Source organism: Peribacillus sp. TE19612 (genome assembly GCF_056279465.1).
Map to the genome: position 1 here is coordinate 274,282 of NZ_JBWCCL010000001.1, position 13,993 is coordinate 288,274.

The 13,993-nt window shown below is 41.1% G+C and carries 12 protein-coding genes; all 12 read left to right on the plus strand.

Annotation, left to right across the window (positions count from 1 at the left end; all coding sequences use genetic code 11):
• The first annotated feature begins 214 nt into the window (after positions 1–214).
• The 12 genes from ACZ9AO_RS01320 (at position 215) to ACZ9AO_RS01375 (ending at position 13,988) form a co-directional block, all read left to right on the plus strand.
• The gene (locus ACZ9AO_RS01320; protein ID WP_174878728.1) at positions 215–367 is read left to right on the plus strand and encodes a hypothetical protein; all 153 of its coding nucleotides are present in this window, start codon (positions 215–217) and stop codon (positions 365–367) included.
• Positions 368–581: 214 nt separating this feature from the next.
• Positions 582–1,967, plus strand: a complete 1,386-nt coding sequence (locus tag ACZ9AO_RS01325) for an MFS transporter (RefSeq protein WP_251539159.1) — start codon at positions 582–584, stop codon at positions 1,965–1,967.
• A gap of 82 nt (positions 1,968–2,049) precedes the next feature.
• Positions 2,050–3,609 (plus strand): histidine ammonia-lyase, encoded by a 1,560-nt coding sequence (hutH, locus tag ACZ9AO_RS01330; protein WP_476108267.1) that lies wholly within the window; start codon positions 2,050–2,052, stop codon positions 3,607–3,609.
• Positions 3,610–3,703: 94 nt separating this feature from the next.
• A complete protein-coding gene (gene solA, locus ACZ9AO_RS01335) occupies positions 3,704–4,828 on the plus strand; it encodes an N-methyl-L-tryptophan oxidase (protein ID WP_251539163.1) in 1,125 nt (374 codons plus the stop codon).
• A gap of 260 nt (positions 4,829–5,088) precedes the next feature.
• Positions 5,089–5,847 carry a 5-oxoprolinase subunit PxpA gene (gene pxpA / locus ACZ9AO_RS01340; protein WP_063593195.1) on the plus strand — a complete coding sequence of 253 codons (759 nt, stop codon included), beginning with the start codon at positions 5,089–5,091 and terminating at the stop codon, positions 5,845–5,847.
• A gap of 121 nt (positions 5,848–5,968) precedes the next feature.
• Entirely contained in the window at positions 5,969–7,108 is a 1,140-nt protein-coding gene (locus ACZ9AO_RS01345) for an NRAMP family divalent metal transporter (protein WP_476108472.1), read from the plus strand.
• A gap of 90 nt (positions 7,109–7,198) precedes the next feature.
• Positions 7,199–7,990 carry a putative hydro-lyase gene (locus ACZ9AO_RS01350; protein WP_251539165.1) on the plus strand — a complete coding sequence of 264 codons (792 nt, stop codon included), beginning with the start codon at positions 7,199–7,201 and terminating at the stop codon, positions 7,988–7,990.
• Between the two features lie 22 nt (positions 7,991–8,012).
• Complete coding sequence (gene pxpB, locus ACZ9AO_RS01355) at positions 8,013–8,771, plus strand: 5-oxoprolinase subunit PxpB (protein ID WP_251539167.1); 759 nt, start codon at positions 8,013–8,015, stop codon at positions 8,769–8,771.
• The gene (locus tag ACZ9AO_RS01360) at positions 8,768–9,763 is read left to right on the plus strand and encodes a 5-oxoprolinase subunit C family protein (RefSeq protein WP_476108268.1); all 996 of its coding nucleotides are present in this window, start codon (positions 8,768–8,770) and stop codon (positions 9,761–9,763) included. The genes pxpB and ACZ9AO_RS01360 overlap by 4 nt, the downstream gene beginning before the upstream one ends.
• A 426-nt stretch (positions 9,764–10,189) precedes the next feature.
• Positions 10,190–11,272 carry a hypothetical protein gene (locus tag ACZ9AO_RS01365; RefSeq protein ID WP_251539169.1) on the plus strand — a complete coding sequence of 361 codons (1,083 nt, stop codon included), beginning with the start codon at positions 10,190–10,192 and terminating at the stop codon, positions 11,270–11,272.
• Entirely contained in the window at positions 11,259–13,427 is a 2,169-nt protein-coding gene (locus tag ACZ9AO_RS01370) for a molybdopterin oxidoreductase family protein (RefSeq protein ID WP_476108269.1), read from the plus strand. The genes ACZ9AO_RS01365 and ACZ9AO_RS01370 overlap by 14 nt, the downstream gene beginning before the upstream one ends.
• Positions 13,428–13,988, plus strand: a complete 561-nt coding sequence (locus ACZ9AO_RS01375; RefSeq protein WP_249593813.1) for a 4Fe-4S dicluster domain-containing protein — start codon at positions 13,428–13,430, stop codon at positions 13,986–13,988.
• Positions 13,989–13,993 lie beyond the last annotated feature (5 nt).

The window sequence follows — 13,993 nt, forward strand, 5'->3', positions numbered from 1 at the left end:
CTCAATCAATGTCTACCCATTCCATCCGCTGAAAAATTCAGGGGATGGAATGGGCTTTTGGAAGTATTAACAAATGTAATGGTGCTGAATAGTAGGATGAAATTTATCATCCTACGCATTTTCAGCATTAAACACTTTACCACTTTACAGTGAGATTTAATGAAAGTATTTTAAGGAGTTCGTGGAAATGAATCTTCCATGTGGAGGGAATTTTATGTGGATAATCACTATCCATTCGAAAAAAGGCATAAAAATGTTTGAGTTTAGCACAGAAAAGGAAGCAAGGGAAAGATTTGAGGTAATGGAAGGCTGTAAAATCCTTAGTGAAGTCATTTATTTCAATGATAAACAATTGATTGAAACTTAAACTATATTTTCATATATAAAATAGAAATTAAAAGGTAGAATGATTTGATATAGTTTATAAAAAGAGTATATTTCATAATATTCTTTGCTCAATTTTTTTATGGTATTAAGCTTATTCGTTCCATTCAATTTCAGCGCCACTCACGGAGTGTTACAGTTCTAGTGTTTTTTTTTGAATCAATATATCTGATAAATCAAAATATGGAGGGGATTCTTTGAACGAACAAAAATTCACGATTGACGATGCCCCATTTAATAGGTTTCATTTTCGAATTTCAGGACTTACATTCGGTTCCAGCTTTTGTGATGGCTATTCTCTAGGAATCATTGCGATGGCCCTGACAGTATTCGGGCCTCAGATGAATATGAATTCATTGTGGACAGGGCTGATCGGCAGCTCTGCTTTAATCGGTCTGTTTGCGGGATCTTTAATACTTGGAAGACTTTCTGACCGTGTAGGAAGACAGAAAATCTTTCTCGTAAACTTTTTACTCATCACGGTAGCTACTATTTTACAATTTTTTGTTAGCAGCCCGGAAGAGCTTTTTATTTTACGGTTGCTGATTGGTTTTGGACTTGGAGGGGATTACGCTGTAGGTACGACCTTGCTTGCCGAGTTTTCTCCCAAAAAGTATCGCTCCTCGCTCCTCGCGTCTATAAACGTAGTGTGGACGCTTGGATATGTTGCATCAAACTTTGTTGGTCATTACTTGGGCCAAATTGGTTCAGATTCATGGCGTTGGATGCTTGTCAGCGCTGCCATTCCGGCAATTGTGGTTTTGATCTTAAGAATAGGAACGCCTGAATCACCAAGGTGGCTTGTCAGCATGGGGCGTGTCGAAGAAGCTCGCCAGATTGTAAAAAAACACCTTGGAGCGAACGTTGAAATGGGAGAAACGACGACTGGTACAGAAAACCAAAAGACTCTGGGGTTTCGTGGGCTTTTCAGTAAAAGACTTCGTAAGCGGTTGGCTTTTGGTGGAATATTCAAATTGACTCTTGTTATTCCCTACTTTGCCATTTACACTTTCCTGCCTTCCATACTTAGTACAATGGGTTTTGAACAGAACTTTTTTGCCGATACCATGTTAAATCTATTCTTGCTTGTCGGAGCAATTATTGGTCTTTGGCTGCTAGCAAAATTTTCTCGTAGAGGATTTACCATCGGGGCTTTCACGATCCTTACTGTTTCATTGTTTTCACTCAGCATCTTACACAATGGTTCTCAATTCTTAATGTTGGTAGCCTTCTTGATCTTTACTTTTTTCATGTCAGCAGCATCGAACCTTACATTAGTATACCCAGCAGAGCTTTTTCCAACTGAAATCCGTGGCTCGGGAATAGGTATGGTTACGGCAATTAGTCGGATTGGTTCTGCAATTGGAACATTTCTGCTGCCTGTTTCTTTAAGTTCATTCGGATTAAGTGCCTCAATGGCAGGAATGGCAGCCATTCTGCTGGTGGGCTTGATCGTATCGATCGCCTGGGCACCTGAAACGAAGAATCTTTCATTACATGAAGCAAGTGACCCATTGCTAGAAACGGAGAATTCTCCAAAAGGAACCGCTATTCCCTTTACAAAAAATGAAAAAATAACATAAGATAACTTCCAGTAAATAAATGAGAAGGACCAAAACTTTTTTCTCCTTCTTTGATGAGTCATAAGAGAGGAGATGTATAAGGATGACAACTGCCGATTGTTTACATCCTAAGGATATTAAAGAGGTTATACTAGGGGATGACGCCATCTCAATCCAAGAGGTAATTGCGGTTGCAAGATATGGGGCGATGGTTTCCTTTACACAAACTTATTGTGATAGGGTGAATAAATCACGTAGCTTAATAGACAAGTTTTTAGATGAAAATCGATTGATTTATGGTGTAACTACGGGTTTTGGCAGTAATATGACCGAGGTGATTTCTCCAAAGGACGCAGAAACCCTTCAACGGAATATTGTTCGTTCACATGCCGTTTCTGTTGGGGAAACTCTTGAAAAAGAAGTCGTAAGGGCCATTCAATTGATGATCCTAGTAAATTTAGGCCAAGGGTATTCAGGAGTTCGTTTACATGTATTAAATCTAATTGCTTCACTATTAAATCACGATATCATTCCGTTTGTTCCAGGTGATGGGTCAGTGGGGTATCTTTCTCCCGAAGCTCACATGGCCTTAGTGGTGATGGGTGAGGGGAAGGCATGGTATGAAGATGAGCTCTTACCTGGCATGGAAGCTTTAGGGAAAGCGGGATTAACACCTGTTACGTTGGGTGCTAAAGAAGGATTGGTACTTACAAGCGGGACTACTTCCGTCACCGCGATGGCTGTCCTGGCTTTATACAATAGCATGCAGGCGGCGAAAACCGCTGATATTACGGGAGCCATGTCCTTAGAAGTGCTGAAAGGTACTATAAAAGCATTTGATCCCCGTCCCCACTCATTGAAAAAACATGAGGAACAAGCTAAGACAGCCAGAAATGTATCAAGGATTCTTGAAGGCAGCCAAATCATTGATACATACAAGGAACATAGATTACAAGATGCACTTAGCTTACGATGCATTCCACAAGTCCATGGAGCCATAAAAAGAGTATTGAAAGACGCTGCTGTATCAATCGAGAATGAAATGAACTCTGTAAGTGACAATCCTCTGATTTTTCCTGAAGAGGAAGATGGAATTGGCCTGATGGCTGGGAATTTTGATGGTTCATTTGTTGGGATTTATGCGGATGCGATATCCATAGCGTTAGCAAACTTAGCAAAAATAACAGAACGCAGAATAGATCGCCTTGTAAACCATCACCTTAGTGAATTACCTAATTTCTTAGTGGTTAATCCAGGTTTAAATAGTGGCTACATGATTCCACAATATACAGCTGCCGGGCTATTAAATGAAATCAGGGTGCTCTCGCATCCAGCGACAATAGATAATATCCCTACATGTGCAAATCAAGAAGACGTGATAAGTTTTGCCTATTTTGCTTCGAGGAAAGCATATCGGATTTCGAAGAAACTTGAATATATTTTAGCCATTGAATTGATGACGGCAACACAAGCAATGGATTTTCATCTACCTTTGAAACCGTCACCGGTAACGGAGGAGGTATATCATTTAGTTCGGAGCGAAGTCCCGATGGTTGAAGAAGATCGCTTTTTTCATCCTGACATTGAAGCGATTTATAGGCAAATTCATGAAGGGGAAATAGTGAAGCTCGTTGAAAGGGCGATCGGGGAAATAGAGTTCTAAAACCATGTGGAAGCTGTTTTACTTTATTTTATAAGGTAAAATGGCTTCCTTTTTTTAAAATGAAGGACCATATTTAAAGGAGGAGGGATGAAAGATGCATTATGATGTAATTGTAATTGGAGCTGGGTCCATGGGAATGTCTTCAGGTTATTATCTATCAAAAAAAGGACAAAAAGTATTATTATTGGATTCCTTTGCTCCTCCTCATAATAAGGGGAGCCATCACGGGGAAACAAGAATTATTAGGCATGCTTATGGTGAAGGCAGGGAGTATGTTTCTTTGGCACTTAAATCACAAAAGCTTTGGGGTGAATTGGAAAGAATTTCGGGTCAACAATTATTTCTTCCAACGGGGGTCCTGAATGCTGGAAGCCAAAATTCCACTTTCATTAAACAAGTGAAAGCAGGATCAAAGGAATATGGTTTACCTATGAAAATATTGGATTACCATGAAATTCATGATAGGTGGCCAGGAATAACACTGCCGGAAGACTACATTGGGTGCTATGAATCGACTTCGGGTGTGTTGAAAAGTGAAGAGTGCTTAAGGGCGTATCAACAACTTGCGAAATCCCATGGTGCCGACATCATTGTAAACAGTGAAGTAAGGAATATAGTTGCTCATAGTAACGGGGTCACGGTTATAACGGATGAACAGACATTCCACTCGGAATCTTTAGTGGTTGCAGTTGGGGCGTGGGCACCGAAAATATTGGCGATGTTAGATTTGAATCTCCCGCTGGAACCCATCAGAAAAACATTTGCCTGGTTTCATGCAAATGAAAAATTATATAATCATAATGATTTTCCGGCTTTTACTTTTGATACTTCACTTGGTACATACTATGGCTTTCCTAGTATAAATGGTTCTGGACTGAAAATAGGGAGACATGATGGAGGACAGCGGATCAATCCTGATGGCTGTATCAAGGGTTTTGGTGAATTGGATGAGGATGAGGGAGATTTGATGAGGTTTTTAGGGCAATTTATGCCTGCTGATCAAAAAATGAAATATGGGAAAACTTGCATCTACACCATGACCCCTGATGAGCATTTTATAGTGGATAAACATCCTTATTATCCACATATTGCTATAGCGGCAGGTTTCTCTGGACACGGTTTTAAGTTCAGCAGTGTCATGGGAGAAATTTTGAGTGACTTGATTATCTCCGGTACGACCAAGGAAGATATTTCATTGTTTTCGATTAACCGATTTTGAATTAATAGACTCCAAACTTAAAACTGTAATCATGGCCGTTGCTTCCTTTCAAAGGAAACAACGGCTTTTTTGTATCAAACTGTAATGTTAGGTTTTCTAACAAAACATTGTCGAAATAATTAAAATATGCTAGAATGAGAATATTCCGAAATATGAAACTGAGGTTCCGAATTTCGGAACATGCGCATTTGGATGATTGAAAGAGTACTTACATATTTTTATGGTTTACTAAAATTTCCGTTATTAAAGGAGAGGGTAGTATGAACAAGGTTGATTTGAATTGTGATTTAGGAGAAAGTTTTGGCGCTTACCGGATGGGTAATGATCAAGAGATTTTAGATTATGTAACATCTGTCAATGTAGCTTGTGGATTCCACGCTGGAGATCCAACAGTCATGAGAAAAACGGTTCAGCTTGCTTTAGGGAAAGAAGTCAAAATCGGAGCCCACCCAGGTTTACAGGATTTAATAGGATTTGGCAGACGCAATATGAATATTTCTCCACAGGAAGCTTATGATATTGTCGTCTATCAAATTGGAGCATTAAATGGCTTCCTGCAATCCGAAGGCGGAAGTATGCAGCATGTGAAACCGCATGGGGCTTTGTACAATATGGCCGCAAAGAACAAAGAGTTATCCATGGCCATTGCCGAAGCGGTTTATAAAGTGAATCCCGAGCTTATCTTATTTGGTTTGTCGGGCAGTGAATTAATACGAGCCGGACAGGCTATCGGATTGCAAACAGGGAGTGAAGTATTTGCCGATCGCACCTACCAACATGATGGTTCATTGACTTCCCGATTGGAAAAGGACGCACTGATTGAAAACGATGATGTTGCAGTTGCCCAAGTCATTCGCATGGTGAAGGAAGGGAAGGTACTGTCCCAGCAAGGCTCAGATGTGGCTTTAAAAGCAGATACCATTTGTATTCACGGGGACGGGGCACATGCTTTATCCTTTGCACGGCATGTTAGGGAATCTTTGCAATTATCTGAAATAACAGTCAAGTCCTTTTCTTGAAAAAAACTAAACAATCAGGAGGCAGATTCCATTGGAGCCAATCAAAAATACAACATCACAGAAAAAGAATTTGACTAAGCCAAAAACGAACCGCACTTTATTGTTAGGCGCAGCATTCCTAATGGCAACATCGGCAATAGGACCAGGTTTTTTAATGCAAACGACCGTTTATACCCAAAGCCTTGTGGCAAGTTTCGGTTTCGTTATCCTTATTTCGGTCATTCTTGATATATTTGCCCAAACAAATGTATGGCGGATTATTGCTGTATCCGAAAAACGGGGTCAAGAGATTGCAAACATGGTCCTTCCTGGGCTGGGTTATGTACTGGCAGCACTGATCGTCATGGGCGGGCTGGCATTTAACATTGGAAATATCGCAGGAGCCGGATTAGGTCTGAATGCGATGACGGGAATATCCCCAACTACGGGGGCGGCAATAAGCGCAGTCATTGCCGTACTGATTTTTGTAGTGAAAGAAGCAGGGAAAGCGATGGACCGTTTTACGCAAATCGCTGGATTTTTCATGATTTGTTTGATGATTTACGTTGCATGGACAACCTCTCCTCCTGTAGGGGAAGCGGTAGTGAAGACCTTTGCCCCTGATAAAATCGATATTATCGCCATCGTTACATTAGTGGGTGGATCTGTTGGCGGCTACATTACTTTTGCAGGAGGCCATCGTCTATTGGATGCAGGCGTGAAGGGCGTTGACTCATTACCACAGGTCACGAAGAGCTCGGTAATGGGGATCTTGATAACGACTGTCATGCGCGTTGCGTTATTTTTAGCAGTACTTGGTGTTGTATCGAAAGGTTTACAAATTAATCCGGATAACCCTGCAGCATCCGTTTTTCAGCTCGCTGCCGGTAATATAGGATATAAAATCTTTGGTGTCGTCATGTGGGCGGCAGCGATCACGTCCGTTGTTGGAGCGGCATATACTTCGGTTTCATTTATCAGAACTTTCAGCGAAAAGATAAATAATAAGGCAAACTGGATAATCATTGGCTTTATAGCCGTATCGACCATTTGCTTTCTATTGATTGGTCAACCGGTTAAAGTGCTGCTTGTAGTTGGGGCCATTAATGGACTCATCTTACCAATTGCTCTTGGAACATTGCTAATTGCCGCATATAAGAAAAATATCGTGGGTGATTATAAGCATCCTTTATGGTTAACGATTTCCGGTGTATTCGTTGTTGTCATCATGGCGTTGATGGGCGTATATACATTAATGAAACAACTGCCAGCACTTTTTTAATGATCAATGAATGAAAAACCAATAAATAAAGGAGGATGTGGCGTGCCAGTTTGTCACTTTCTTCCACTTCGTAATAGGAGATGAATACTAATGATCGATCTTTCTCAAGCTACCCCAGCTGAGTTGCGTTCAATGATTCGAAACAACGAATTGATAAAGCCGACCGCTGGCATGGCTAACGGTTATGCACAAGCGAACCTAGCCATCTTAAAAAAAGAGCATGCTTTTGATTTCTTATTATTCTGTCAGCGTAACCCTAAATCCTGTCCATTGCTGGATGTTACGGAAATTGGTTCACCCATTCCCGCATTTGCAGCAAAGTCTGGGGATATACGCACCGATATTCCGAAATATAGGGTATATAAATATGGAGAATTAGTGGAAGAAGTAACGGATATCTCAAACTACTGGGAAGAGGATATGGTTGGATTTTTAATTGGGTGCAGCTTTACATTCGAACACGCCCTTTTAAACAATGATATATCGATTCGTCATATTGAAGAGGGATGCAATGTACCCATGTATAAAACCAATATCCCTTGTATTGAAGCAGGGATTTTTCATGGGAAAATGGTGGCTAGCATGAGGCCGATTCCACAAAAGGATGTGGTGAGGGCAGCTCAAGTGACATCGCGTTTTCCGGCCGTTCATGGCGCTCCCATCCATATTGGCGACCCTGAAGCGATTGGTGTTTCTAGTATTAACCATCCGGATTTTGGTGATCCAGTAACGATTCGTGAAGGGGAAGTCCCGGTATTTTGGGCATGTGGTGTAACACCTCAATCCATTGCTATGGAGACTAAACCGGAGATCATGATCACACATGCACCTGGACATATGTTCATAACGGACATTCGTGATGAAAAATTAGGAGTTTTATAACTGACAGAAAGAGATGATTCCTATGCCGGAAAAGCTTTTGAAAAAAACTGCATGTACACTTTCTCCATTAGGCGATTCCGCAATCGTGATAACATTCGGGAATGGAATGGAATACAGCGTTCACAAAAAAATAAAATTGTTAAAGGATTTGCTGGAAGACGAACCGTTTGCAGGGTTTATAGAATGTGTACCGGGTTATACCAATTTGACGGTTTTTTATGATCCACTCGTTATTTATAAGGAACAAAATAAAAGCAGTGGTAATGAAACCATATCTCCCTTTGGAGTAGTCCGTTCCATCTTGGAAATGAAATTACAGGATTTAAAAGAAGATAAGAAACTGATACATCGAACGGTTACCATTCCCGTGTGCTATGGGTATGAATATGGACCCGATTTGGAATATGTCGCCCGCTATAATGATTTGACTACTGATGAAGTCATTCATATTCATTCAACCGGTGAATATTTGGCTTATATGATCGGGTTCGCACCGGGTTTCCCGTTTCTTGGCGGACTTTCAGAGCACATCGCGACACCTAGGCGTTCCTCTCCCCGAATGACCATTCCGGCAGGGGCAGTAGGGATTGCCGGTATGCAAACGGGAGTATATCCCATATCAACGCCTGGTGGATGGCAATTGATCGGACAAACGCCAACCAAACTATTTTTACCGAATGTAAATCCTCCAAGTCTATTACAAGCAGGGGACATTGTGAAGTTCCATCCGATTACGGATCAAGAATATAAAGAAATGATTCTTAAGGAGGGGGTACAGTGAGCCTGCGCGTAATCAAACCGGGATTATTGACCAGTATACAGGATCTTGGAAGAAAAGGATTCAAGCAACATGGGGTGATTGTAAGCGGGGTGATGGATGCACATTCTTTACGAATTGCCAATATGTTGGTTGGCAATGAAGAAGGAGAAGCGGCCTTGGAAATTACATTAATGGGTCCGACCATTAAAGTAGAGAAAAATTGCCTGATTTCGATAACAGGTGGAAATTTATCACCTACACTTGATAATAAAGTGGTACCGATGTGGAAGCCCATTCTTGTGAAAAATGGATCGATTCTTCGATTTGAAGGGTGTAAATCAGGTTGCAGGGCGTACTTAACTGTAGCGGGAGGCTTTACTATTCCTGAAGTTATGGAGAGTAAAAGCACATATCTAAGGGCTGGGATTGGCGGCTATTTGGGGAGGGCACTAAAGGCTGACGATGTCTTGGAGTTGAATGAACCTTCGAAGAATCTTGATGATCGAACGTTCAAAGGTTCATTTTACTTCCCAAAGTGGTTTGTCAATGAGAAGGAGTTCATGCCAGGAGGAAAACCTCTCATCCGTTTCATCGATGGAAGCCAATATGAATATTTCACAGATTCAAGTAAAGATAGTTTTGTAGAGAGGTTATTTAAAGTTTCCAATCAATCCGACCGCATGGGATATAGAATATCGGGCCCTGCACTGAAATTAAAGAATAATGGGGAGTTATTATCCGAAGCGGTTACAAATGGGTCCGTTCAGGTTCCTCCAGATGGAAATCCGATCATCCTCCTTTCAGATAGCCAAACAACGGGCGGATATCCTAAGATAGCTCAGGTGATTACGGCGGATTTACCAATTATCGCTCAGGTTAAACCAGGGGAATCGATTCAGTTCTCACGGGTGAATTTAAAGGAGGCAGAACGGCTGTTCCTTCAAAAAGAACGGCAATTGAAGGAATTGAAAGTATCAATTTCATTGGCCTTGAAAAAATGGCTGGATATATAATGCTTCTGCAATTATCGCAAAAGATGAGAAAGTACTCTTAAAGAGTGCTTTCTTTTTTGTTTCATTAAACAAAGTTCATGATAAAGAAGCTCCCTTTCTTCCACTATGTCCAATAATGTCTTCCAAAACCGGTTTGCAATTCGAAAGAGAGGAGAAGTTGAAATGCATTTTTTCTCCAAAAAAATCTTGAAACCCAACATCCTCATACGTACTTATTTACATTATTACCCCAATCCCAAATAAGAAGTTATGAAATTAGAGTGATGGAAATTCGGACTAATCACTATTCTCACGTCTGAATTTCTGTTTATTTTCAAAAGTTAAGGGGGTTTTTCCAAAAGGATGGGGAAGTTCCCCGATATCGAACAATCAGGCAAGATCTTACAATAAGGGTATGGAAATTGTTTGTAATGAGGAGGAATAATAATGCAGGCAAAAGTCGCCGTAAATCAAAAAACAGGAAAATCGATTGATGATGCTTTTGCATCACATTTTGCAAAGTCTATGTTTCTAGCAGTTTGCGGACTTGTATTCTTATCGTTTATAGGTACGAGAATGTTTACACACGTGGATTTAAACCTTTATGGCTATATGGTGGGGACGTTTATTTTTATTGGGGGTTTCTTTTACAGATTTATCGCATGGGGAGAAAGGCCGCCAACAAAGGTTTTTATAAAAAAAGGAATCAAAATTCTCTTAAGAAGATCAACGCCCAAAACAACAGTTGAACATTTAGCAACATACAATTTCATCTGGAACAGGGGAATTTACCGATGGACTCAGCACGTTCTAATGGGCTGGGGCTGCATACTTTCCTGCTTCGTGACCTTTCCTCTAGTATTTGGATGGATGTACTTCACAATGGACGAGAACGGTTACTACAACATCATCGCCATGGGGATCCAGGTAATGACAGTACCAGCTGATGGGCTTATAGCGACGTTATCATATAACGCACTGAACATTACAGCAGTGATGGTCATTTCCGGTGTATGCATGGCCCTTTATCGCCGTTTGAAAAATATGCAGGCAAGGGCAGAACAACAATTCATGTATGACTTCCTTCCATTATTTATGCTGTTATTGGTCAGCGTTACAGGACTGGCACTAACCTTCATGAACATTTTTATGCATGGTGCAGGACAGCCAGCCATGTCCCTGATACACCAATGGTCAGTCGTCATTACATTGATTTATCTTCCGTTCGGAAAACTTGCTCACATACCTTTCCGCCCAATGAGTGTATTCGCAAGAAATTACAGAGAGCATTATGCGGAACAATCCATGAAAGGATGCAAAGTATGCGGTAATGAGTTTGTTTCAACAGAACAATCAAAAGATGTCATTGAGGTTCTCGGCAGGAATGATATAGAATTCCAAGCGAAAGAAGGCCACCATCTCGCTGAAATGTGCCTTCCTTGTCGAAGAAAATACAGGATTGCCCAATTTTCCGGGTTCCCCATCCATGAAGTAAAAGTTAAGGAGGCAAACCAGGATGCAAAAGGATAAGTTTTTTAAAACAGAAAGTAATGTGATGCACCCGAATGAAACATTGGTCAAAACCCATTGTGCTTATTGCGGAATGCAATGCGGAATGAATTTAAGGGTAAATGTAGCGACGAATAAAATCATTGGGGTTGAACCCCGTTATGATTGGCCTGTAACCGTTGGGAAAATGTGTCCAAAAGGGGTTACAGCTTACCAGCAGACGAATCATGAAGATCGTATTTTAAAACCGCTTATTCGGGATGATGCTTCACTAAAGGGAACAAAGGAAGGCTTCCGTGAAGCAAGCTGGAATGAGGCGTATGATTTAATCGCAAATAAATTCAGTGAACTTCAAGCTAAATATGGAAAAGATTCATTATCCGTTTTCAGCGGGGTATCAATGACAAATGAAAAATGCTATTTAACAGGGAAATTTGCACGTGTGGCTCTTGGAACTCGCTACATTGATTATAATGGCCGATTTTGCATGTCAAGTGCAGCCGGGGGATTCCTTCGTTCTTTTGGAGTTGATAGAGGTTCAACATTACCTTGGACTGATATTCATGAAACAGATTGCTTATTTATTGCAGGAAGCAACACAGCAGAATGCCATCCAACTTCTATGTTCCGTGTTTGGAACGTACAAGAAAGAGGAGGATACATTATCGTGGCAGATCCCCGTGAAACTCCTATTGCAAGAAGAGCAGATGTTCATCTTGACTTGAAACCGGGAACGGATCTTGCCCTTGCTAATGGAATCTTAAATCTATTAATTCAAAACGGTTATGCTGACGAAGATTTCATTAATAATCATACGAACGGGTTTGAAGAAACAAAAGAACTTGTAAAAGAATTTACACCGGAATATACGAGTGAGCTTACAGGTGTGGCACAGGAAAAAATCATTCGTGCAGCAGAAATTTATGGGAAATCACCAAATGCAGTTGTCATGTTTGCCCGTGGAATCGAACAGCAGCATAAGGGTGTTGACAATGTATCTGGATATACAAACTTGGCGCTTGTGACAGGTAAAATCGGACGGCCAAAGTCTGGTGTAGCGACATTCACTGGTCAAGGAAACGGGCAAGGGGGACGGGAGCATGGCCAGAAAGCCGATTTATTGCCAGGATACCGTAAAATTACAAACCCTGAACATGTAGCAGAAGTTTGTAAAGTATGGAAAATCACTCCGGAAGAAATGCCCCAGCCGGGTGTTTCTGCATATGAAATGTTTGAATTGATGGAACAAAAAACGATTCGCGGATTGTATCTGCTATGTTCTAATCCTGCAGTGTCTGCGCCAAATCTGAATTTCGTCAGAAGTGCGATGAAAAATCTTGATTTTATGTTGTGTTCGGATTTCTATCTTTCTGAATCAGCAGAGTTTGCGGATGTGATCTTGCCATCTGTAACGTGGTCAGAAGATGAAGGAACAGTTACAAACCTTGAAGGAAGAATTATTAAGATAAATAAGGCACAAGAACCAATCGGTGAATCTAAGCCCGATTGGCAAATACAAGTAGAACTTGCAGAACGTCTTGGAAGAGGAAAATACTTTTCCCATTTGAAAACAGCAAAAGATATAGCTGATGAATTCAGACTGGCTAGTAAAGGCGGAAATGCCGATTATTATGGTGCAACATGGGATAAAATCGACAAACAGGACGGAGTATTTTGGCCTTGTAAGGATGAAAATGATATGGGAACTCCGCATATGTTCCTGGATAAGAAATTCTATCACGCAGACTGCAAAGCGAAAATTTGTGCGCTTCCCTACCGACCCCCTGCTGAGGAGCCAGATGAAAAATATCCACTTCGTTTAACAACCGGGCGTGTCGTTTACCACTACTTATCTGGAAACCAGACGAGAAGAATCCAGTTCCTGCGTGATATGTGTCCGGAGCCATACGTCGAAGTACATCCGGAAACAGCAAAAAAATACAATATGGACCATGAGGATAAGGTCCGCCTGTACACCCGGAGAGGCGAGGCAATCTATAAAGTGAAAATTACAGAAGCAATTCGTGAGGACACTGTATTTGTTCCATACCATTTTGGGCACGAGCAATCTATCAACCTATTAACGATTGCAGCGCTTGACCCAATATCCCGTATGCCGGAGTTTAAGGTCTGTGCGGCTCAATTGGAAAAAGTCGAAATAAAGAAGGTGCAATAAATGAAAAAGAGGCTCTATTTAGAACTTGAAAACTGCATAGGATGCCGGTCATGCCTTGCTGCTTGTACACAATGCGGAGGGCATGAAGAGCGGAACAGGAACTATGTATATGATGTAAACCCTCTGGTCAATCGGCAGACGATGCCTCTTATGTGCCTCCATTGTGTGAATCCGGCCTGTGCAAGAAGTTGTCCTGCCCAGGCAATCCAAATACATGAGACAGGGGCCGTCTTATCAGCTCTAGTTGAAAAATGTATTGGCTGCCAAAACTGTACGATTGCTTGTCCATATGGAATACCAAAATTTGACACAGAGCAAAACTTAATGTACAAATGCGATTTATGTATTGACCGGACAAAAAAAGGTATCCCGCCAATGTGTGCAAGTGTTTGTCCATCCAATACACTTCAGTGGCTCACCGATGAGGAAATTGGAAATAGAAAAAAACAATTTAATCTAGATAATGGAAAATGGGTGAGTAGTCTGCCTTATCTTGAAAGTGAAACGAACGTTAAGGTAAATTTGCCGGGTATTTTACAAGGAATTGAAAAGCTATTTTAGGAGGG